At 73.8% G+C, this 22,579-nt stretch carries 14 protein-coding genes; 10 read left to right on the top strand and 4 right to left on the bottom strand.

Going from position 1 to position 22,579, the window contains the following annotated elements; genetic code table 11:
- Positions 1-274 precede the first annotated feature (274 nt).
- The 8 genes from ABZX61_RS31925 (at position 275) to ABZX61_RS31890 (ending at position 15,361) form a co-directional block, all read left to right on the top strand.
- Positions 275-5,584, top strand: a complete 5,310-nt coding sequence (locus ABZX61_RS31925; protein WP_355199840.1) for an amino acid adenylation domain-containing protein — start codon at positions 275-277, stop codon at positions 5,582-5,584.
- Positions 5,585-5,703: 119 nt separating this feature from the next.
- Positions 5,704-7,224, top strand: coding sequence for an AMP-binding protein (locus tag ABZX61_RS31920; protein WP_355199839.1), 1,521 nt, complete (start codon positions 5,704-5,706; stop codon positions 7,222-7,224).
- Positions 7,221-8,720, top strand: coding sequence for a condensation domain-containing protein (locus ABZX61_RS31915; RefSeq protein ID WP_355199838.1), 1,500 nt, complete (start codon positions 7,221-7,223; stop codon positions 8,718-8,720). The genes ABZX61_RS31920 and ABZX61_RS31915 overlap by 4 nt, the downstream gene beginning before the upstream one ends.
- A complete protein-coding gene (locus ABZX61_RS31910; protein ID WP_350735567.1) occupies positions 8,714-8,953 on the top strand; it encodes a phosphopantetheine-binding protein in 240 nt (79 codons plus the stop codon). The genes ABZX61_RS31915 and ABZX61_RS31910 overlap by 7 nt, the downstream gene beginning before the upstream one ends.
- Before the next feature lie 20 nt (positions 8,954-8,973).
- Complete coding sequence (locus ABZX61_RS31905) at positions 8,974-10,257, top strand: condensation domain-containing protein (RefSeq protein WP_355199837.1); 1,284 nt, start codon at positions 8,974-8,976, stop codon at positions 10,255-10,257.
- An 8-nt stretch (positions 10,258-10,265) separates the two neighbouring features.
- Positions 10,266-10,430, top strand: coding sequence for an MbtH family NRPS accessory protein (locus ABZX61_RS31900; RefSeq protein WP_350735841.1), 165 nt, complete (start codon positions 10,266-10,268; stop codon positions 10,428-10,430).
- Positions 10,431-10,445: 15 nt separating this feature from the next.
- The gene (locus ABZX61_RS31895) at positions 10,446-12,317 is read left to right on the top strand and encodes a non-ribosomal peptide synthetase (protein WP_355199836.1); all 1,872 of its coding nucleotides are present in this window, start codon (positions 10,446-10,448) and stop codon (positions 12,315-12,317) included.
- Positions 12,314-15,361, top strand: coding sequence for an amino acid adenylation domain-containing protein (locus ABZX61_RS31890; RefSeq protein WP_355199835.1), 3,048 nt, complete (start codon positions 12,314-12,316; stop codon positions 15,359-15,361). Before ABZX61_RS31895 ends, ABZX61_RS31890 begins: the two co-directional genes overlap by 4 nt.
- Here the strand turns inward: ABZX61_RS31890 and ABZX61_RS31885 are convergent.
- From ABZX61_RS31885 to ABZX61_RS31875, 3 genes are read right to left on the bottom strand one after another with little or no spacing between them, the layout of a single operon-like run.
- On the bottom strand, positions 15,351-16,439 hold the full coding sequence (locus ABZX61_RS31885) for a 2-oxo acid dehydrogenase subunit E2 (protein WP_355199834.1): 1,089 nt from the start codon (positions 16,437-16,439) through the stop codon (positions 15,351-15,353). The genes ABZX61_RS31890 and ABZX61_RS31885 overlap by 11 nt on opposite strands.
- Positions 16,436-17,437 (bottom strand): transketolase C-terminal domain-containing protein, encoded by a 1,002-nt coding sequence (locus ABZX61_RS31880; RefSeq protein WP_355199833.1) that lies wholly within the window; start codon positions 17,435-17,437, stop codon positions 16,436-16,438. The genes ABZX61_RS31885 and ABZX61_RS31880 overlap by 4 nt, the downstream gene beginning before the upstream one ends.
- A gap of 4 nt (positions 17,438-17,441) precedes the next feature.
- Positions 17,442-18,353: a thiamine pyrophosphate-dependent dehydrogenase E1 component subunit alpha gene (locus ABZX61_RS31875; protein WP_355199832.1), complete on the bottom strand. Its 912-nt coding sequence runs from the start codon at positions 18,351-18,353 to the stop codon at positions 17,442-17,444.
- Between the two features lie 259 nt (positions 18,354-18,612).
- Between ABZX61_RS31875 and ABZX61_RS31870 the strand changes: the two genes are divergently transcribed.
- Together ABZX61_RS31870 and ABZX61_RS31865 are read left to right on the top strand one after the other, a co-directional pair.
- On the top strand, positions 18,613-20,028 hold the full coding sequence (locus tag ABZX61_RS31870; protein ID WP_355199831.1) for a condensation domain-containing protein: 1,416 nt from the start codon (positions 18,613-18,615) through the stop codon (positions 20,026-20,028).
- Between the two features lie 10 nt (positions 20,029-20,038).
- A complete protein-coding gene (locus tag ABZX61_RS31865; protein WP_355199830.1) occupies positions 20,039-21,331 on the top strand; it encodes a condensation domain-containing protein in 1,293 nt (430 codons plus the stop codon).
- 17 nt (positions 21,332-21,348) lie between these two features.
- On the opposite strand, the gene ABZX61_RS31860 is transcribed toward ABZX61_RS31865, so the two are convergent.
- Positions 21,349-22,557 (bottom strand): FAD-dependent monooxygenase, encoded by a 1,209-nt coding sequence (locus ABZX61_RS31860; protein ID WP_355199829.1) that lies wholly within the window; start codon positions 22,555-22,557, stop codon positions 21,349-21,351.
- Positions 22,558-22,579 lie beyond the last annotated feature (22 nt).

Below are 22,579 nucleotides of genomic sequence, written 5' to 3'. Positions count from 1 at the left end.
ATGTTTCCGAGCTGTCAAGGACCCGAAAGACAGAGCTAACGGAAACATGGGTGCGACGTGCGCACATCGCGAATTGTTCTTGTTAGACCACGCTGGGCATTCGGAAATGCGGATCTAGCCCTTGACCTCGAAGGAGCCGAAACCTAGCCTCCCTCGTGGGAGCGTTCCCACGGCCTCATCAGGCTTCGCCGTTCCGGCTGCAGCACATCCGCGTCATCGCCGCGGACCTCCGTACGTGTACGTGCACCACCGCGTGTTCCGAGGAGAAAGACGCGTGACCAGGAGCTCCCTTTCACCGGCCAAGCAGGCCCTGCTGGAGCGTCGCCTTCGGGCGCGCGGCACCAAGGTCAGTGTTCCCCGCCGTGACCCCGGCACCGCGCCGCCGCCGTCGGCCATGCAGGAGCGCTTGTGGTTCCTTGAGCAGTACGCCCCAGGCACGGCCGCCTACACCGTGCCGTTCGCGGTCCGGCTCACCGGCGACCTCGACGAGAACGCCCTGGCCAGGGCCCTGACAGAGCTCACCCGGCGGCACGAGAGCCTGCGTACCAGCCTGGTCACCACCCCGGACGGCCGCCCGGAGGCGGTGGTCGCCGAGGAGCCGGTCGTGGAGTTCCGCGTCACCGACGACCCCGGCGAGATCGACCGGGAGCTGGTCCGGCCGTTCGACCTGGCCCGCCCGCCGCTGCTGCGCGCCCTGCTGGTGCGCTCGGCTCCCGGCGAGCACGTGCTGCTGCTCACCATGCACCACGCGATCACCGACGGCTGGTCGTGCGACATCCTGTTCCAGGAGCTGCTGGCGCTGCACGCGGGCCGGGAACCGGCGCCGGTGCCGCTGCAGTTCGGCGACTACGCGCATTGGCAGCGCGGCCGGACCTTCGACGACGACGTGCGCTACTGGGTGTCCAAGCTGGACGGGGTGCCCGCCCTGGAGCTGCCGACCGACCTGCCCCGGCCCGCCGAGCAGCGCTGGGACGGCGCCGCCGTGGACGTCGTCGTGGACCCCGCCCTCACCGCGTCGATCGCGGAGCTGGGCAAGGCGCACCGGGCCACGCCGTACATGACGCTGCTCGCCGCCTTCCAGGTGCTGCTCGGCCGGTTCGCCGGGCAGGACGACTTCGCGGTGGGGTCGCCGGTGTCCGGGCGGGAGCTGCCCGAGCTGGAGACGGTCGTCGGGCCGTTCATCAACACCCTGGCCCTCCGGGCCGACCTGCGCGGCGACCCGACCTTCGGCGAGTTGCTCGGCCGGGTCCGCGACTCCACCCTGGACGCCTTCGCGCATCAGGCGCTGCCGTTCGACCGGCTCGTCACCGAGCTGGCCGTGGAGCGGGACGTCAGCCGCACGCCGGTCTACCAGACCATGTTCGCGCTGCAGAACTACCGCGGCCGGACCCTGGACACCTCCGGGCTGGGCGCGGAGCCGTATCCGATCCCGACCGTGGCCAGCCGGTTCGACCTGGCGCTCTACCTCTTCGAGGGCGGCGGCGGGCTGCACGGGCAGCTCACGTACAGCACCGCGCTGTTCCGGGAGGACACGGCGCGGCGGCTGGCGGAATGCCTGGAGACGCTCCTGCGGGCGGCGGTCGCCGACTACGGGCTGCCGATCTCCCGGCTGCCGCTGCTGAGCCCGGACGAGCGGCGGCGCGTGCTGGCCCTCGGGGCCGCCGAGCCGGCGCCGCCCGCCGGGATCGGGCTGCTGCAGGAGGTCGTCGCCGGGCAGGATCCCGCGGCGGTCGCGGTGGTCGCGGGGGAGGCCTCGCTCACGTACGGCGAGCTCGGCATCCGCGCCGACCGGCTGGCCCGGCGGCTGCGGGCCCTCGGCGCCGGGCCCGGGGAACGGGTGGCGCTGTGCCTGGAGCAGTCGGCCGGACTGGCCGTGGCGGTGCTCGGCGTGCTCAAGGCGGGGGCCGCGTACCTGCCGCTGGATCCGGAGCATCCGCCCGAGCGGCTGGCGTACGTGGTCCAGGACGCCGGGGTACGGATCGCGGTGACCGATTCGTCCTCCAGGGAGCGGTTGCCCGACGGCCTGCTCACGGTGGGCCTCGACGAGCCCGACGGTGACGAGGCGCCGGTCCCTCAGGACGTGACCCCCGACGACCTGGCCTATGTCATCTACACCTCGGGCACGACCGGGAGGCCCAAGGGCGTCGCGATCCAGCACCGGCAGGCGCTGGCCTATCTCGCGGGCCTGCGGGAGCGGCTGGGGATCGAACCCGGCGGTTCGTACGGGCTGCTGCAGTCGCTGGCCTTCGACTTCGGGGTGACGGTCTTCTACGCGTGCCTGATGACCGGCGGCACGCTGCACATCATCCCGCCGCGCACGGCGGGGCACGAGCTGGCCGAGTACGTCCGGGACGCCGGCATCGACTATCTCAAGATCACCCCGTCCCATCTGGCCGCGTTGCAGGCCGACGTGCTGCCGCGCAAGCTGCTGATCCTCGGCGGCGAGGCGGCGCCCCGCGACTGGGCGGAGGAGCTGGCCGCGTCCGGACGCTGCCGGGTCGTCAACCACTACGGCCCGACCGAGGCGACGGTCGGCGTCACCACCTATCCGGTCGAGGGCACCGGCGGCACGACCACCACGCTGCCCATCGGCAGGCCGCTGCCGGGGGCTCGGGCGTACGTGCTGGACGAGCATCTGGAGCCGGTGCCGATCGGCGTCGCGGGGGAGCTGTACCTCGGCGGGGATCGGCTGGCCAGAGGCTATCTCGACCGCCCCGCCCTGACCGCGGAACGGTTCCTGCCCGACCCGTACGGGCCGCCCGGCGCTCGCATGTACCGCACCGGCGACCTGGCCCGCCACCTTCCCGACGGGAACCTGGAGTTCCTCGGCCGCCGCGACCTGCAGGTGAAGATCCGCGGCTACCGGGTGGAGCTGGCCGAGGTCGAGTCGGTGCTCGGCCGGCATCCCGGCGTGACGTCGGCGATCGCCGACATGCGCGGCGGTCTCCTCGTGGCCTACCTCCTCGCCGAGTGCGGCGAGGCCCGGCCGGAGGCCGCCGAGATGCGGACGTGGCTGGCCGAGCGGCTGCCCGACTACATGATCCCCGCCCGGTACGTGTGGCTGGACGAGCCGCCGCCGCTGAAGTCGCACGGCAAGGTGGACCGGGCCGCCCTGCCCGACCCGGCGCCGGAGACGACCGGCCGGTTCGAGCCACCGCAATCTGCTGCGGAACGGACGGTCGCCGCCGTGTGGGCCGAACTCCTCGGTGCCGCCGAGGTCGGCGCCACGGACGACTTCTTCGAGCTCGGCGGCCACTCCCTGCTGGCCATGCGGGTGGTGGCCCGGCTCAGGCAGGAGCTGCCGGAGCGTACCGTCACCGTGCTCGACCTGTTCAAGCATCGCACCGTACGCGAGCTGGCCGCGCTGCTGGAGTCGGACGGCGACGGCCCGCGCCACCTGCTGCACCGGCTCACCCCCGCCAGGACGGCCACCTCGACGTTGGTCTGCGCGCCGTACGGGGGCGGCAGCGCGGTCATCTACCAGCCGCTGGCCGACGCGCTGCCGGCCGACTGGGCGCTCTACTCGATCGCCGTGCCCGGGCACGAGCTGGGCGAGGAGTCCCGGCCGCTGGACGAGGTCGCCGACGGGTGCGTACAGGAGATCCTCGACGGCATCGAGGGCCCCGTCACCCTGTACGGCCACTGCGGCCTCGGTGTGATGCTGGCCGCGGAGATCGCCCGCAGGCTGGAGGACGCCGGCCGCGAGGTCGAGGCGGTCTACCTCGGCGGTGTCTTCCCCTTCGCCCGCCCCCGCGGCCGCCTCTCGGGCCTGACCGAGCTCATGGAGCGCATCCGCGGCGACCAGGCCTGGATCAACGACCTGCGTTCCGCCGGCCTGGACGTGGAGGAGGTCGGGCGCGACCAGCTCGACCTCATGGTCCGCAACCGGCGGCGCGGCACCCGGCAGGCGGAGCGGTACTTCACCCACATGTTCGAAGAGGCTGCGGCCCCGCTGCGGGCGCCGGTGATCGCGCTGGCCGGCGAGCGTGACCCGGCGATGGAGTTCTACCAGGAGCGCTACCGCGAATGGCACGTGCTGTCGGAGCTGACGGCCCTGGTCGTGCTGGACGAGGCCGGCCACTTCTTCCTGAAATATCGGGCGGAGGAACTGGCGGCCATCGTGACCGGCACGCACCGCGCCATCGCCGAGGGGCGGACCGAGCCGCTGGCACGCACCCCGCGATCCACGTGGTGGCTGGACGGCGTGTCCTCCGGAGACTCCCCGGCCCCCGCGGAGGAACGCCGGGCCCGGCCGGGCATGGGGCGGTTCGCGCTGGTCGCGGCCGGGCAGCTGGTGTCGATCCTGGGGTCGGCGCTGACCGAGTTCGCCGTGCCGCTGTGGATCTACACGACCACCGGATCGCTGGCGAACTTCGCGCTGTTCGCGGTGCTCGGGCTGCTGCCCGGCATGCTGGTCGCGCCGCTGGCCGGGGCCATCGTGGACCGGCACGACCGGCGCGCCGTGATGCTCGCCGGCGACGTCACCGCGGGCGGCGTGCAGCTGGTCCTCGGGGTGCTGCTGTGGACCGGCAACCTGGAGATCTGGCACGTCTACCCGCTGCTCGCGCTGCTGTCGGTCGCGCTGACCTTCCAGCGGTTCGGGTACGCCTCGGCGATCCCGCAACTCGTCCCCAAACGCTTCCTGGGCCACGCCAACGGGGTGGTGCAGCTCGTCACCGGCACGGCCCAGGTGGCGGTGCCGCTGGTGGCGGTCGGGCTGATGGCGGTCATCGGGCTGGAGGGCATCCTCGTCGTCGACGTGCTGTCGTACGTGTTCGCGGCCGCGGTCGTGCTGACGGTCCGGTTCCCCCGGAGCATGGCCTGGCGGCGGCGCGAGACGGTCATGGCGGAGATCGCCGGCGGCTGGCGGCTGACCTGGGGGAACCGGGGCTTCCGCGGGATGCTGGTGTTCTTCGCCGTCCTGAACGTGTTCCTGTCGCCGCTGTTCCTGATGATCTCGCCGCTGGTGTTGTCGTTCGCGACGCTGCAGGACGTCGGGCGGGTGTCGCTGGCGGGCGGGATCGGCGTGCTGGCCGGCGGGCTGCTGATGGCCGTGTGGGGCGGGCCGCGCCGGGGGCGGCTGCGCGGGGTGCTGCTGTTCACGCTCGCGCTGGCGGGGTTCTGCGTGGTCGTCGGCGTACGGGCGGATCTCGTGGCGATCGCCGCGGGGGCGTTCGGGATGTCGCTGTGCCTGACGCTGCTCAACGGCGTGTACGCGACGATCATCCAGGTCAAGGTGCCGCAGCGGTTCCACGGGCGGGTCATCGCGCTCAACACGCTCGTCGCCTGGTCCACGCTGCCGATCGGGTTCGGGCTGGTGGCGCCGTACGGGGCGACGGTGCTGGAGCCGCTGATGGCGCCGGACGGGCCGCTGGCCGCGACGGCGGGAGCGTTGCTCGGGACGGGGGAGGGGCGCGGGATCGGGCTGATGTACGTGGTCTTCGGGCTGGCCATCGCGCTGATCGCGGTGTGCGCGATGCGCGTGCGGGTGCTCGCGCGCTTCGATCGCGAGGTGCCCGACGCGCTGCCCGACGATCTCGTCGGCATCGAGGAGCTGCGGCGGCGTGCGGGAGGCGAGTCGTGATCGTGCGGGAGCTGCGGCGGTGTGCGGGAGGCGAGTCGTGATCGTGCGGGAGCTGCGGCGGCGTGCGGGAGGCGAGTGGTGATCGTACGGGAGCTGCGGCGGTGTGCGGGAGGCGAGTGGTGATCGTTCCGGAGCTGCTCGCCAGGCGGGCCGCGGAGGAGCCCGAGCGGGTCGCGCTGGAGGTCGCCGGGGGCGGCACGCTGACCTTCGCGGACTGGCACGCGCAGGTGGACTCGCTGGCGCGCGGGCTGGTCCGGCGTGGCGTGCGGCGGGGCGACCGCGTGGGGTTGCTGTTCGGGGCCGAGAACTGGACCGGCTTCGCCGTGACCTACTGCGCCGTACAGCTGGCCGGCGGGGTGGCCGTGCCGATCTCCGACCGGTTCGCGCCGGCCGAGGTGGCGTACATGCTGGAGCACTGCTCGGCGACCGGCGTGCTGCATGCCGGCAAAGGGCCGGCCGCGCCGCCGGACGGCGGGTACTGGAGCGCCGTGCCGGCCGAGCTGGAGCCCGGCTCGCGCGAACCCGAGCCGCCGGGGCCGGCGGATCTGGCGCAGATCCTCTACACCTCCGGCACCACGGGCAGGCCCAAGGCGGTGGCGGCCACCCACGCCAACCTCACCTACGGCAGCGCCACCCGGGCCAATCGCCGCAGGTTCGGGCATTCGCGGCTGCTGCTGCACGCCTTTCCGATCGGCACCAACGCCGGCCAGGCCATGCTGATCAACGCGCTGGACGCGCGGCCGTCGGTGCTGACGCCGGCGCGGTTCACCCCGGGCAGGTTCGCCAGGCTGATCGAGTCGCGGCGGGTGGGGACGGTGTTCCTGGTGCCGGCGATGGCCCTGGAACTGCTCAACGCCGGGCTGCACGAGCGGCACGACTTCTCCGGCGTGGTCCTGCTCGGGTCGGCGGCCTCGGCGCTGCCGGCGGCGCTGTGCGCGCGGCTGGCGGCGGCCTTCCCCAAGGCGACAGTGACGAACTACTACACCTCGACCGAGGCGGCGCCCGCCCAGACCGTCATGATCTACGACCCGTCGCGGCCCGCCGCCCTGGGCCGGCCGGCGCTCGGCAGCGGGCTGAGGATCACCGGCCCCGACGGCACGCCGCTGGCGGCCGGGGAGACGGGGGAGATCTGGCTGCGCTCTCCCGCCGCCGCGCGCTCGTACTACCGGGACCGGCAGGCCAGCGCGCACACCTTCCGCGACGGGTGGGTGCGGATGGGCGATCTGGGCTATCTCGACGCGGACGGCTACCTGTATCTCGTCGACCGGGAGAGCGACGTCGTCAAGTCCGGGGCGTACAAGGCGTCGACCCTGCAGGTGGAGGCGGCGCTGCACGAACACCCGGACGTGGCCGAGGCGGCGGTCACCGGCGTGCCGCACCCCGTGCTGGGCACCGTGCTGGCCGCGGCCGTCGTGCCCCGTTCGCGGGCGCCGCGCGTGACGGAGCTGCGGGCCTTTCTCATGACCCGGCTGGCCGCGCACGAACTGCCGACACGAGTGATCTTCGTGGACCACCTGCCCCGGAACCACTCGGGCAAGGTCGTCAAGTCCGGCCTGCGCGATCTGCTGAAGCAGGCGGACTCCGTGATGGAAACAGGCTCTATGGAAACAGGCGCTGTGGAGAAAGAAGGCGGGAGATGACCGGATCGTGGCCGGCCTCCCCTGCGCAGCAGGGGATGTGGCTCACCGAGCGGGCCGGGGTCGCCGGGCGGGCCTTTCACATGCCGCTGGCCGTGTGGCTGGACGGGCCGCTCGACGTGCTGGCCCTGCGGGAGGCGTGTGAGGAGGTGGCGCGCAGGCACCCCGTGCTGGGCGGCGTGCTCGCCGAGGACGGCGGTGAGCTGCGGGTGGTCCCCCACGGGGTGCCGCCGATGCGCGAAGGCGGCGACCTTGAGGAGGAGTTGGCCGGGCCGGTCGATCCGGGGGAAGCCCCCGCGGCGCGGTTCACGCTGATCCGGGAGGACGCCAAGCGGCACGTGCTGCTGTTCCAGGCCCATCACGCGGTGTTCGACGGGGAGTCCAAGGACATCCTGCTGCGGGACCTGGCCTCCTGGTACGGGGGCGCGGCGCCGGCGCCGCTGGTGCTGACGCACCCGGAGGTCACGGTCCAGCAGCAGGTCAGGCTGGCGGACGCGCTGCCGGACGCGCGGCGCTACTGGCAGGACCGGTGGCAGGACCAGCGGGAGCTGCACCTGCCCGGCCTGACCGGCGTGTCCGTGGCCGCGGCGCCCGGCTGCGCCCTCGACTTCGTCGTCGAGGACCTCGGCGGGCTCGCCGGGCGACTCGAGGTCACCCGTTTCGAGGCGGTGCTGGCCGCGTTCGTCGCGCTGCTGCGCGCGTACGGCAACGCGCGGCCCGCGGTCGGCGTGGATCTGTCCACGCGGACCGAGCGGAGCCGGGACCACGTGGGCGCCTTCGTCAACGAGCTGCCCGTGATCGGGGCGCCGGAGGCGGGCACGTTCGGCGAGTTCGCGCGGAGCCTGCGGGTCGAGCTGCGGCGGTTGTACCGGCACCGCGAGGTTCCGCTGGCCAGGGCCGTGGACGGGATCGGCCCGCGCGCCGCGCTCACCCCCGTGTCGCTCAGCTACCGCCGGCGGCCCGAGACGGGCCCGCTGTTCCCCGGGCTGGGCGCGTCGGTGGAGTGGATGATGTTCAACGGCTGGGTGCGCAACACCCTCCACCTGCAGATCGTCGACGACCCGGCGGGCACGGCGGCGCGGCTGCAGTACAACCCGGCGCTCCTCGACCCGGCGGGGGCCGAGCGGATCCGCGAGGATTTCGCCGCGCTGCTGGCGGCGGTCGCCGCGGACCCGGACGCGCCGCTGGACCGGCTGCCGCTGCCCGCCCCCGTGCCGGCGGCGTCCGTGATCACTGCCGACAAGGGAGCGGGCGGGCCGGTGGCCGCCGAGCTCGTACGGGAGATTCAGGCCATCTTCGCCAAGGAGCTCGAACTGGACGACGTGGAACCCGACGACGACCTGTTCGATCTCGGCGGCCATTCCCTCACGATCACCCAGATCATGGCCAGGGCCCGGGAGCGGTACGGCGTGGAGCTCTCCTTCGAGGTGTTCATCGACGACGCCACCGCGACGAGCATCGCGGCGGAGGTCGCCCGCCTTCGGGAGCAGGCATGTTGAGGGAGCGCGTGGCCGCGCTGGTGGCCCAGGCCAGCGACGGCGAGCTCACCGCGGCGGAGGTGCTGGCGGCCGACTGCTCGCTGACGGCGCTCGGCCTCACCTCGCTGGGCTACATCCGGCTGATCGACGCGATCGAGGAGGCGTTCGGCTTCGACATCGAGTTCGACGGCAGCCTCGACACGCTCGACGGGCTGGTCGACCACCTGTCCCGGTTCGCGGGCCGCCCGTCATGATCGGCCCCGGGATCGGACCCGTGACGGTCGAGTTCACCGGCGCCAGGTCCGGCCAGGGGCCGCTCACCTGGGGCCAGCGGGCGATCTGGCGGCTCACGGAGTGGCTGCCCCCTGGCGACCCGTACTTCAACATGCCGTGGGCCCTGCCGGTGCACGGCAAGCCCGACCTGCCGGCGGTGCTCGCCGGCCTCGCGCGGCTGCTCGGACGGCATGAGAGCCTGCGGACGAACTGGCTCCCCGACGCGGAGCAGACCGGCATGGTGCAGCGGGTCGCCGGGCAGGGCCGGCTGACGGTCGAGCTGGTCGACGCCGCCGGTTCCCGGCCCAGGGTGCTGGCCGGGGAGATCGCCGCCGAGCTCGCGGTCAAGGGCTTCGACTACGCCGACGAGCTGCCGGTGCGCTGCGCCGTCGTCATGGACGGCGGCAGGCCGCGCGCGGTGGCGTTCGCGTTCACGCACATGGCGGTGGACGGGCGGGCGCTCGACGTCATCGCCGGCGAGTGGCCGCGGCTGCTGTCCGGGGAGCCGCTGCCCCAGGACGTCCCGCAGCCGCTCGACCTGGCCGCGGAGGAACGCTCGCCCGAGGGCGCGGCGCGCGGCGAGCGGGCGCTCAGGTACTGGCGGGCGGCGCTGGAACGGATGCCGCGCCCGCTGTTCGCCACGCCGCCGGGCAGGCCCGAGGAGCCCAGGTTCGTCAAGCTCGGCATGGAGTCGGCGGCGCTCGGCGCGGCGGCCACCGGGCTGGCCGCGCGCTGGGGGGTGAGCACGAGCAGCGTGCTGCTCGGGGCGTACGCGACGCTGCTGTCCCGGCTGACCGGCCGCGGCACGGTCGCGCTGCAGCTCATCGTGGGCAACCGGCACGATCCCCGGCTGGCGCCCATGGTGGCCACCCTCGTCCAGGACGGGATCTTCGTCCTGGACGTGGTCCCGGGCCAGCCGCTCGCCGAGGTGGTGCGGGCCGCGCACCGGGGGGTGCTGGCGGCGTACCGGCACGCCCGCTACGACCCGGCCGGCCAGCGGGCGCTGATCGAGGAGACCGGGCCGCCGCCCACTGCCTACTTCAACGACGTACGGGTCGCCGGGGGCTGGCCCAACCTGCCGCCGAACCCGCCCGCGACCCCCGGCCGGATCTTCCCGGTGGGGGCCTGGCCGGAGGTGGACGCCGAGGTGTTCTGCACCGCCGGGCCCGCCACCCACACCTGCCGGCTGGACCTGCTCGCCGACACCGCCCTCCTGCCCCGGGAGGCGATCGAGGCGACGCTGCGCGAGGTCGAGACGCTACTGGTCAGCGAGGAGAACACGTGAGTGCCGAGATGCGCGTGGTCGTCAACCACGAGGAGCAGTACTCCGTCTGGGCCGCGGATCGCGAACTGCCGCCCGGCTGGTCCGACGCGGGGTTCGCGGGCACCCAGGAGGAGTGCCTGGGCCACATCGAGACCGTCTGGACGGACATGCGCCCGCTCAGCCTGCGAAACTGAAAGGCGATACCGACGTTGAGTGACGACACGACGCCGCCCTCGCGCAGTGCCGCGAACGGGACGGTGGGCACGATATGGCGGTGGCTGGACAAGGCGCCCGACGCGGTGGCCGTGACCGGCTCCGACGGCCAGGTGACCTACCGGGAGCTGCACCGGCGCGTCGAGGACCTGGCCGCCGTGCTGCGCGGGCACGGCGTCGGCCCCGAGACGCCCGTGGGGCTGTGCATGGAGCGGACCACCGGGATGCTCGTGGCGATGCTCGCCGTGTGGACGGCGGGCGGTGCGTACGTGCCGCTGGATCCGGCCTTCCCCGCCGGACGGCTGCGCATGATGCGCCAGGACGCCGGCATCGGCCTGGTGCTGACCCAGGCGGGCGTCGATCCCGCACTGCTGGACGGCGTTCCCGCCGTCGTCACGCTCTCGCCCGGGGGCAGGCCGTTGACCGGCGCTCCCGCCCCGTCCGGCGGGGTCGCGGCCGATGGGGACCGGCTGGCGTACCTGATGTTCACCTCGGGCTCCACCGGCCGCCCGAAGGGGGTGGCGGTGCCGCACCGGGCCGTGGCGAACCTGCTGGAGTCGTTCGCCGAGCTGCTGCCGATCGGGCCGGAGGACCGGTGGCTGGCCGTCACCACGCTGTCGTTCGACATCTCGGTCCTGGAGCTGCTGCTGCCCCTGTTCACGGGCGGCCGGGTGGTGATCGCGGCCACCGGGGAGGTCTCCGACGGGTGGGCGCTGCGCGAACGGGCCGTCGCCGAGGGGGTCACGATCATGCAGGCGACGCCGGCGGGCTGGCGGATCCTGCTGGAGTCCGGCGGGGTCCCCGCGACGATCAGGACCCGGTTGTGCGGCGGGGAGGCGCTGCCCCGCGATCTCGCGGACGCGCTGGCGGCCGACGGCGCCGAGCTGTGGAACGTGTACGGCCCCACCGAGACCACCGTGTGGTCCACGGCCGGCCGGGTGCGGCCGGGACCCGAGGCCGTGGATCTCGGCTCGCCCATCGGGCGGACCTCGCTCCACCTGCTGGACGGGAACGGGACGCCGGTCGCCGACGGGGAGGCCGGCGAGCTGCACATCGGCGGCGCGGGGGTCGCCCGGGGATACCACGGGCTGCCCGGTCAGACGGCCGCGCGTTTCCTGCCCGACCCGTACGCCGGCGTCCCCGGCGCCCGCATGTACGCCACCGGCGACCTGGCCAGGATCACGCCCGCCGGCCGGCTGGAGTACCTCGGCCGCGCCGACCAGCAGGTCAAGGTCCACGGATTCCGCATCGAACTGGGCGAGATCGAGGCCGCCCTGCGATCGGCCGCCGAGGTCAGGGACGCCGCGGCCGCCGTCCGCGACGGGCGGCTGGTGGCCTACCTGGTCCCGCGGGAGCAGGCCGTGGACTGGGCCGCGCTGCGCGAACGACTGCGCGCCTCGCTCCCCGACTACATGATCCCGGTCCGGCACACGACCCTGACGTCCCTGCCGCTCACCCCCAACGGCAAGCTCGACCGCGCCGCCCTGCCCACCCCGTCCTGGACGCGCCCCGGCACCGCCGCCTTCCGCGCCCCGGCCGCCGGGGTCGAGTCCGACCTCGCCGAGATCTGGGCGGGGGTGCTCGGCGCCACCGAGCCCATCGGCGCCGACGACGACTTCTTCGAGCTCGGCGGCCACTCCCTGGCCGCCACGCAGATCATCGCCAGGGTCCAGGCCAGGTACGGCCTCGAGGTGCCGATCGTCGTGCTGTTCGAGCGTCCGACGATCGCCGGGTTCGCCGCCCGGCTCGACGACCTGGACGACGCCGAGCTCAGCCTGGCCGACGTCGCCGCGCTGCGCGACCAGCTCGACGGCCTGAGCGCCGAGGAGCTCCAGGGGCTGTTCGACGACCTGGCGGCCGGGTCATGAGGGCGCCGCTGTCGCCCGCGCAGGAACGGCTCTGGATGCTCCAGCGGCTGGAGCCCGGCGACGCCTCGTACACGATGTACCTGGTACGACGCCTGCGCGGCCCCCTCGACCGCGACGCGTTCACCGTCGCCGTCGGCGCGCTCGTGGCCAGGCACGAGAGCCTGCGCACCGCCTTCGCCGAGGAGGACGGCACGCCCTGGGCGGTGGCCGGGCCGGCCGGCTGGGCGCCGCCGATCGAGTGGCTGGCGGCGGCTGGCGAGCAGGTGGGCGCGCTGGTCGCCGAGCGCACCAACGCCGCCTTCGACCTGGCCGCGGGCGTCCCGCTGCGGGTCGCCGTCATCGAGGTCGCCCCGGACGATCACGTGCTGTGCGTGACGCTGCACCACATCCTGGCCGACGGGCACTCCCTGGAGATCATGCTCGACGACCTGGGCGAGCACTACGCCGCCGCCGTGGAGGGCCGCCCCGCCCGCCTGCCCGATCTGCCCATCCGGTCCAGCGACTACGCCCGCTGGCAGCGGCGCAGGGCGGACAAGGCCATGCCGTACTGGACCGGGGCGCTGGCCGCGCCGCCGGTCACCGAGCTGCCCTTCGCCCGCCCGGGAGCGCGCGCGGCCGTCCGGGAGGGCGGCCATCACTGGGTACGGCTGGGCGCGCGGCACCTCGCGGAGGTGGAGCGGCTGGCCGTGGCCCACCGGGCGACCCCGTTCATGGTGCTCATGGCGGCCTACCAGGCGCTGCTGTTCCGGCACAGCGGGCAGCACGACCTGGTGGTCGGCACCGTGGTCGCCGGGCGGGACCGGGTCGAGCTGGAGCGGATGGTCGGCTACCTCACCCAGACCCTCCCGCTGCGCGGCGACCTGGCGGGCGATCCGACGTTCGCCGAGCTGCTCGGGCGGGTCAAAGGGGTGGTGCTGGACGCGATGGGCCGGCCCGCGCCGCTGCTGGAGCGGCTGGCGCGCGGCGTCGAGACGCTGCTGCCGACCGTGTTCATCATGCAGGACTACGCCGCCGGGCAGGACCGGGCGTACGGCGGGGTCCGGGTGTCTGACTTCGAGGGACGCCACGAGCAGATCGTGGTGGACCTGCTGGTGGAGGTCTGGCCGGCGGGGGAGGAGCTGGCCATCTGCTTCGGCTACGACGGCGCGGTGTTCGAGGCCGGCGAGGTGGCGACGATCGCCGAGCGCTACCTGACGCTGCTGGCCGGGGCCGTGGCCAGGCCGGACACGCCGATCTCGCGGCTGCCCGCGTGGACCGAGCGGGACGAGAAGGCGATGGCCGAGCTGGCCGACGGTCCCGCCGAGCCGGTCGCGGACGGGGTGCTGGAGCTGGTGGCGGACGTGGTGCGCCGGACGCCGGAGGCCGTGGCCGTGCGCTGCGGCGATCAGGTGGTCTCGTACGCGGCCCTCTGGGACCAGGCCGGCGCGCTCGCCGGCACCCTGCGGGAGAGCGGCGTCCGGGAGGGCGACGTGGTGGCCGTGCGGCTGGCCCCGTCCGCCGAGGTGATCGCGGCGCTGCTGGGCGTGTGGCGGGCGGGCGCCGCGTACCTGCCGCTGGACCCCGCCGACCCGCCCGCCCGGCACGCCGACGCCATGGCCGCCGCGGGCGCCGCCTGGCTGATCGGCGAGGACCGGGTGCGCGCCGTGGCCGACGGGAGCGCGGCCAGGGGGCCGGTGAAGGGAATCGCCTACGTGATGACGACCTCGGGGTCCGCCGGGCTGCCCAAGGCGGTGCTCGTCGAGCATCGTTCGGTGGCGGCCAGGGTCGGATGGATGCGGCGGGAGTACGGCCTGGGGCCCGGGGACCATGTGGTGCAGTTCGCGTCGCTGAGCTTCGACACCCACGTCGAGGAGATCTTCCCGGCGCTCGCGTCCGGGGCGACGGTGATGCCGCTGCCGGACGGCCCCGCGAGCCTGCCCGACCTGCTGGCCGGGCCGGACGGGCACCGGATCACCGTGCTGGACCTGCCGACCGCGTACTGGCACCGGCTCGTCGAGTCACCCTCGGAGGTGGCCTGGCCGCCCGCGCTGCGGCTGGTGATCCTCGGCGGCGAGCAGGCCGACGGGGCGGCCATCACCCGATGGCATCGTGAGGGGCCCGGGGCCCGGCTGGTCAACACGTATGGGCCCACCGAGGCCACGGTCATCGCTACCTGGGCCGAGCTGGACGGGACCGACCCCGGCGGGCGCCCGCCGATCGGCCGGCCGCTGTCGGCCACGTCGGTGCGGGTGCTGGACGCCCGGGGGGAGCCGGTGCCGCCGGGCGCGGCGGGCGAGCTGGCGATCGGCGGCGCCGGGGTGGCCCGCGGATATGCCGGGCTGCCCCGCCGCACCGCCGCCGCCTTCGAGCCCGACCCGTACGGCGAGCCCGGGGCCCGGCGCCTGCGCACCGGTGACCGGGCGCGGTGGCGCTCGGACGGGCAGCTGGAGTTCCTGGGCCGCCTGGACGACCAGGTCAAGGTGCGCGGCGTGCGCATCGAGCCCGGCGACGTGGAGGCCGCCCTGCGCGAGCACCCCGGCGCCGGGCAGGTGGCCGTGGCCGCGCGCGGCGAGGACCTGGTGGCGTACTTCACCGGCCCCGCCGCCCCGGCCGAGCTGCGCGCGCACGCCGCGGGCCGGCTGCCGAGGGGCTTCGTGCCGACCCGGTGGTCACGGCTGGCGGAGCTGCCGCTCACCTCCCGGGGCAAGCTCGACCGGGCCGCGCTGCCCGAGCCGGACCGGGTCACCGGGACGGACTACACGGCGCCGCGCACCGACAGCGAGGCGCTGGTCGCCGAGATCTGGGCCGAGGTTCTGGGTCTCGAACGGGTCGGCGTGCTGGACGACCTGCTGGAGCTGGGCGGGCACTCGCTGATGACCACCCGGGTCGCGGCGCGGCTGCGGGCGATGCTGGAGGTGGAGGTGCCGATCCGGGTGGTGTTCGGCTGCGGCACCGTGGCCGAGCTCGCCGAGGCCGTCGAGGACCTGCTGATCGAGGAGATCGACGCGATGAGCGAGGAGGACGCGCGGCGCGCCCTGACCGGGCCGTCCGGGCTCAGGGAGTGATCGTCTTCCGGATGGCGTTCAGGAACATCGCCGCCTCGCGCCCGTTGACGAGGCGGTGATCGAACGCGAGCCCGAGGGTGACCGTGGTGCGTTTCACGACGTTCCCGGCCGAGTCGAGGGCGAACTCGTGCTGCGGCGCGCACAGCGACAGCGCGCACGTCTGCCCGGGGAACACGATCGGCACGGCGAGGAGCACGGCCGTGTCGGTGTGCAGGGTGACGACGATGTTCCCGCCCGCCAGGTCGTCCTCGCGGAACGCCGCCTGTGCCGCCTTCGTCCGGTACGCCGTGAGCCGCTCCGCGATCTCCTTGACGGACAGGCGGTCGGCGTCGCGCAGCACCGGGACGTACAGGCCGTTGCCGACGTCCACGGTGACGCCGACGTTCGGCGCCGTCGAGGGGCGTACGGCCAAGGGGTCGGCTGCCACCGGCTCGGCGAAGCACATCGGGAACCGCCCGTGCAGCGCCGCGACCGCCGCGACCAGCAGCTCCGGCAGCCCGATCAGCGCCCTGGCCTCCTTGCTGAGGGCGCGGGCCCGGGCGATGGCGGGGCCGGCGTCCAGCTTCACGGCGGTGAAGGCGGCCGGGATCGTCTGGTGGGAACGGGTGACCGCGGCGGCCACGGCCCGCTGAACGGCCGGCAGCGGCTGCGCGTCGCCTGTGCCGGTTTCCAGTGTGCCGGTTTCCAGCAGGGCCAGCACGTCGGCTCGCTTGATCAGCTTCTTGCCCAGCGCGCGGATCCGTGCCGGGTCCACGCCGTGCTCGTCGATCAGCGCCTGGGCGGGCGCGGTGACGATCGGCCCCTCGGCCGCCGCACCGGGATCAGCGGCCGGCGGCGGGGGTGCCGAGGCGTCGGAGATGTGCGCGATCACGTCCCCGGGCCGGCAGGTGGCGCCGGTCTCCGCCGTCCGCCGCAGTACGCCGTCGGCCTCGGCCATCAGCTCCTCGGCCGCCTTGGAGGTCTCCAGGACCACCACCGGATCGCCCTTCACCACCCCGGCGCCGTCCTCGGCCAGCCACTCGACCAGCAGGTACTCGGTGTCGTTGTTGTTGAGCTTGGGCACGCGCAGCTCGGTCAAGGCAGGAGCTCCTGTACGGCGCGGACGATGGCGGTGTCCTGCACCAGCACGTCACGCTCGAGATGGGCGGCCGCCGGGATCACGCTTGCCGCCGAGTGGACGAGGGACACGGGACGCCGCAGGCGCCCCCAGAGCCGGCTGTGCACCTGGTGCGCCACCTCGGCCCCCCAGGTGCCGCCCGCGGTGCTCTCCTCGGCGACGACCACGGCGCCGGCCCGCTCCAGCAGCGGCGACAGCGGGGCCACGTCGAAGGGGTACAGGCGCCGTGGCACGAGTAGCAGGCAGGAGATCTCCCGCTCCAGCAGCAGCGTGCGCATCGCGGCCAGGGCCCGGTGCGCCAGCCCGCCCGGCGCGATGATCACGCAGTCGGCCTGCTCGGGATCGTCCACGTACACCCTGGCCACCCCGCCGGCCCCGGGCAGCACGTCGTACTGGAACAGATCGTCCGCGACCCCGCCGCCGAAGAGCTGCCGGGTGTAGAGGATCTTGTCCTCGAACAGCAGGCACGGCTCGCCGCGCGCGAGCATCTCGCCGAACAGCTCGCGATGGTCGTCGAAGGGGGACACCTCGTACACCGCGAGACCAGGGACGCCGATGAAGTGCTTCTGCAGGCTCTGGCTGTGCGTGGGGCCGTAGCCGCGACCGCCCCCGGACGGGCAGCGCACGATCAGCGGCAGCCGCAGCGGCCTGCCGTACATGGAGACCGACTTGCTGGCGAAATTCACGATCTGGTCGAAGGCCAGGGCCACGAAGTCGGAGAACATGATCTCGACGATGGCCTTGCCGCCCGCGAGGGCCAGGCCACCGGCCACGCCGACGATGCCGTTCTCGCTGATCGGGGTGGCCAGCACCCGGCCAGGGAAACGGCTGGACAGCCCTTTCGTGATCTTGAACGCCCCGCCGTACGGGTCGAGCACGTCCTCGCCGAGCACCCGCACGGACGGATCCTCGGCCAGCACCTCGTGCAGCGCCCGGTTGAGGCTCTCCGCGACCCGCATCGCCTCAGCCCTCCCGCGCCGACAGCGGCCGCCCGAGCACTTCACCGGCCACCACCTCGACGAACGCGCGCGCCTCCGCGTCCATGCGGGCGAAGCGGGGGGAGCCGCCCTGGCGCGGGTACCAGTCGTGGTCGCGGGCGTGCCGGAGCTCCTCGGCGGAGCGGGTGTCGTCGCCCTTGCTGTGCGGCCCGATCCGGTGCGTGGCGAACTCCACCACCAGCGGTCCCGCGCCCTGCCTGGTCCGCTCGAACAGCGGCCGCAGCGCGTCCCGGATCTCGTGCGGATGCCGCGAGTCCACGTGCAGGAACCGGCACCCGAACGCCCGCGCCCGATCCCCGATCGTGCCCGCCAGCTGCGCCGACGTCGGCGTGGTCTGCGCGATCCCGTTGTTCTCGGTCACCACGACCAGCGGCAGCCGCCAGAGCGCGGCCATGTTGAGCGCCTCGTACACGGCGCCCTCGCCCCACGTCCCGTCGCCGATGTACGCCAGCGCCAGCGCGCCCGGCTCGGCGTCCCGCAGGTGCAGCGCCACGCCTGCGGCGACCGGCAGGCTCTCGCCCTGGACCCCGGTGGACAGGTAGCGGCCGGACAGGATGTGCTGGCTGCCGCCCACGCCCCCGCAGACCGCGCCCTCCCGCCCGGTGATCTCCGCGAGCAGTCCGTACGGATCCCGGAATCGTGCCAGGTAGTGGCCGTGTCCGCGATGATTGCTGAAGATGTGGTCCCGCTCACCCAGTAGCGGCGTCAGCGCGACCGGCACGTACTCCTGCCCCAGGCAGGTGTGGGTGGTGCCCTGCACGAGCCCTTGGCCGAACAGGTCGAGCAGCTTGCGTTCGAAGTGCCTGATCAGCAGGAGCAGCCCGAGGTCGTCGTCGGGCAGGTCCTCCGTGATCTCTTCCAGCAGGCGTTCCGGCACGATCGGCACTCCTTGAGGGGGAATGGTGGTTTTGGGAGCGCTCCCACAAATTCTATCGATCACCGTGAGGAGCGGCAATGGTCGGACGGAGAGCTTTCCAGACTGTCAAATGCCGAGAATGAAGGGCCGGTGCCACGTGTGCCGATCGCCCACCGTCCGCTTCCTGTCACAGGGCGTCGCGATGGGGGATCTTGACCGGCCTCCGGCGTGAAACCTAGGCTTCGGTGGGAGCGTTCCCAACCTTCGAGGTGACCCCCACGTGAGCCCCGACCTCGAGCGCGAGAAGCTGCGGCGCCGCCTGGCCACGCTGCCCCCCGAACGCCGTGCGGCCCTGCGCAGGGCGCTGCTCGGCGGCCGGGACCAGCGCACCTGGCCGCTGTCCACCGGGCAGGAGCGACTGTGGTTCCTGCAGCGCTTCGATCCTGACGACTGCGCCTATCACATCACCTGGCCGGTACGGCTGCGCGGCCCCGTCGACGAGACCGCACTCGCCGCGGCGTTCACCGCGATCGCCGCCCGGCACGAGGTGCTGCGCACCCGCTTCGTCCTGGACGGGGACCTGCCCGCGCAGGTCGTGGACGAGACCGGCGAGGTACGGCTGGACCGCCTGGATCCCGCCTCCGCCGACCTCGGACAGGCGGTCGCCGGCTACGCGGGGCGGCCGTTCGACCTCGCGGCGGCCCCCGCGTGGCGGGCGGGCCTGCTGCGCCTGGCCGCCGACGACGCCGTCCTGTGCATCGTGCTGCACCACATCGTGGTCGACCACTGGTCGCTGGACGTGCTCATGCGCGAGCTCGGCGAGTGCTACCGCGCCCACCGGGAGGGCCGTGCGCCCCTGCTGGACGAGCTGCCCGCGCAGTACCGCGACTTCGCCGCGGCCGAACGGCGGCGGGCCGAGGAGGGCCGGGACCACCTGGACTACTGGACCGAACGGCTCGCCGGGGCGCCCGCGCTCGACCTGCCCCTCGACCACCCCCGCCCGGCCCGCTGGACCGGCCGCGGCGCGAAGGCGGCCGTGGCCGTGCCGGACGCGGACGTCACCCGCCTGGAGCTCCTCGCGCGCGCCCACCGGGCCACCCCGTTCATGGCCCTGCTCGCCGCGTGGCAGGTCACGCTGGGCGCGGCCGCCGGGCAGGACGACTTCTGCGTGGGCGTGCCCGTGGCCGGCCGGGACCGGCCCGAGCTGGCCCCGCTGATCGGCTACTTCTCCACCACGCTCGTCGCGCGGGCCGACCTGTCGGGGGACCTGACCTTCGGCGAGCTGCTGCGGCGTACGCGGATCAGCACCATGAAGGCCCTCGCCCACGCCGGAACCTCCTTGGACCGCATCCTCGGCGCGCTTCGGGTGCCGCGCGACCTGAGCCGTCCGCCGCTGTGCCAGGCGATGTTCAACCTCACCCACAACCTGCCCACCGGCGACCTGCTCCGCACCGAGCTGGGGGACCTGGCCGTCGAGGTGTGTCCGCAGCCCGACCTGGGCCGGGCCCGGGTGGAGGTGTCCCTCGACGTGTACCGGGGGCCCGAGGGGATCGGCGGCTGGCTGGAGTACTCGACCGACCTGTTCGACGCCGCCACCGCGCACCGTCTGGTGGAGGCGTTCGCCCGCGTGGTGACGCGCGCGGGCGGCGACCCGAGCCTGCGGCTGTCCGAGCTCGGAGCAGCGGTCCGGAACTAAGGAGAGCGCCATGCGGCTTTCGGTGGACTTCGCCTCCGGCCGTTCCGGCACGGCTGAGCTCGCATGGGGACAGCGGGACGTCTGGACGGCTATCGACGGGGTGGGGCCGGACGCACGCTACTTCAACGTGCCCCGGCTGCTGACCGTCCCGGGCGCGGGAGGCCCGCGCCATCCCGGGGCCGTGGCGGCCGCTCTGGCCGAGGTGATGGGTCGGCACGACGCTCTGAGATCCGTGGTACGGCTCGGCGCGACCGGGCCGTACCAGGAGGTGGCGGCGGCCGGGACCCTGGCGATCGAGCTGGTCGAGGCCGCACGCGGCGACGTGGACGATGCCGCGGCCGGACTTGTCGCCCGTCTGGCCGGGCGACCCTTCGGCGACGGCGAGCAGCCGCTGCGCGCCGGGATCGTGGTCTGCGACGGCGTCGCCACCCACGTGGCGCTCGTGATGAATCATGTCGTCGCGGACTGGCGCGCGGCCGACGTCGTGGTACGCGATCTGCGGATGCTGCTGCTCCGCGGAGTGATCACGCGACCGCCGTCGTCGCAGTTGCTCGACCTGGTACGGGAGGAGGAGGCGGCCTCGGCCCGTTCGGACCGGTCGATCGCCCAGTGGGAGGCGCTGCTGCGGACTGTACCGTCCGCCATGTTCCCCACCGTGGTCAGCAGCGGTGCGACGCCGAGGTTCGCGCGGGCCGTGCTGTCGTCGCCCCGGCTCGACCACGCCGCACAGGTGCTCGCCCGCCGCACCGGCGTCAGCACCGCCACAGTCCTGCTGGTGGCGGTCTCCATGCTGCTGCGCGAGCTGACCGGGCACGAGGTGTCCGCGATCACCCCGATCGTGCACAACCGCTTCAACAGCCGGACCCGGGGCCTGGTCACCAGCCTGAATCAGCTGGGACTGTTCACCCTGGGCCCGTGCGGAAGCCTGGCCGAGACCCTCGTGAGCGCGTATTCGGCGGTTCTCGCGTCTTACCGGCGCGCCCGCTTCGACTCGCTGGCCCTGCACGCGATGGTCGACCGGATGAGCGCTGACCGAGGCGTCCCCATGTTCCCGTTGTGTTGCTTCAACGACCTGCGCCCCGGCGAGGATTCGGGTGGCGCCGACCGCGCGGACAGGGAGTCCGAGCTGGAATGGCTGCCCGGCATGGACCGGCGCAGCTGCGACTTCTGCGTGGCCCTGATGCGCTGGAAGGGCACGCTCGGTGTGGAACTGAGCGCCGACACGACCCGCCTGCCCGAGGGAGAGATGGCCGCCCTTCTGCACCGGCTGGAGTGCTTCGTGATCGGCGCGGCTCACTCCTGACGGGGGCCGAGTCCCGCTCAGTAGTCCTTGAGGGTGATGGCGTTCGCGGCGGCGTTGAGCGGCTTCAGGATCGGACGCAGGGCCAGGTCCTTCCAGGGCAGGTGGCTGACCATCCGCATCATGGTGGTCTGCATGCGGATCTGGCGGGCGCTGCCGGCCACCATCTGCTTGGCGTTGCTCTCGCCGAGGCTGAGGTTCACGTCGACGTACCCGCTCATCTCCTCCTGGTAGCGGGCGAACGCCACCCGGTGGTCGCCCCCGGCGGCCTTCAGCTCGCCGGCCAGCACGTACGCCCCCACGAGGGCGAGGCTGGTGCCCTGCCCCGACAGCGGCGACGGGCTGTGCGCGGCGTCGCCGACCAGCGCGATCCGCCCGGCCGACCAGCGGTCCAGCCGGACCTGGCTGGCGGAGTCGAAGTAGAAGTCGGGGGAGTGCGGCATGGCGGCCAGCAGCGTGGCGCTCTCCCAACCGGCGCCGGCGAAGGTCTCGGCGACCAGGCGCTGCTGTGCCGCGACGTCGCGGCGGTCGGGCAGCACGGCGGGGGTGGGGAAGATGAACTGGGCCTTGGCGGCGGACTGCCGGGTGCTGTAGAGGTTCACGACCTTGCCCGGCGTCGGGTAGATCAGCTCCCAGCGGTCGAGGCCGAGGTGGTTGGGCACGGTGAACACGCACGCGTGCATGCCGAGCGGGCGCACGAACGTCGCCTCTTCGCCGAAGACCTGGGCCCGCAGGTTCGAGTGCAGCCCGTCGGCGCCGATCACGAGGTCGAACATGCGCGGCGCGGAGCGCGCGAAGGTCACCATGACGCCGTCGTGGCCCTGGGTGAGGCCGGTGATGCTGTCGCCGAACAGGTACTCCACGCCCTGCTTGGTCGCGTCGTACATGATGCGGGCCAGGTCGCCGCGCAGCACCTCGTCGTCGCCGGGGGCCCGCAGGCCGATGAGGTCGGGGCCCAGGGTGGCGAGCGGCTTGCCGGCCGCGTTCACCCAGGCGCCCCCGCGCATCTGAGTGCTGTACCGCTTGACGGCCGGGGTGAGGCCCATCCGGTCGACGACGTCCATCGCCACGCCGCGCAGGTCGACCTTGTAGCCGCCTTCCCGCAGCGCCGGGGCCAGCTCCACGACGGTCGGGGTGAACCCGTACCGCTGCAACCAGTACGCGAGGGCGGGGCCGGCCACGCTGGCGCCGGAGATCAGGACCGTCTTGTTCACGAGGTGCTGTGTCATGGCGACAGCGTCGCCGGTCCCG

It is taken from the genome of Nonomuraea sp. NPDC003709, from assembly GCF_040610775.1.
GTDB classification, from domain to species: domain Bacteria; phylum Actinomycetota; class Actinomycetes; order Streptosporangiales; family Streptosporangiaceae; genus Nonomuraea; species Nonomuraea angiospora_A.
This window is presented reverse-complemented; position numbering and strand designations above follow the sequence as displayed.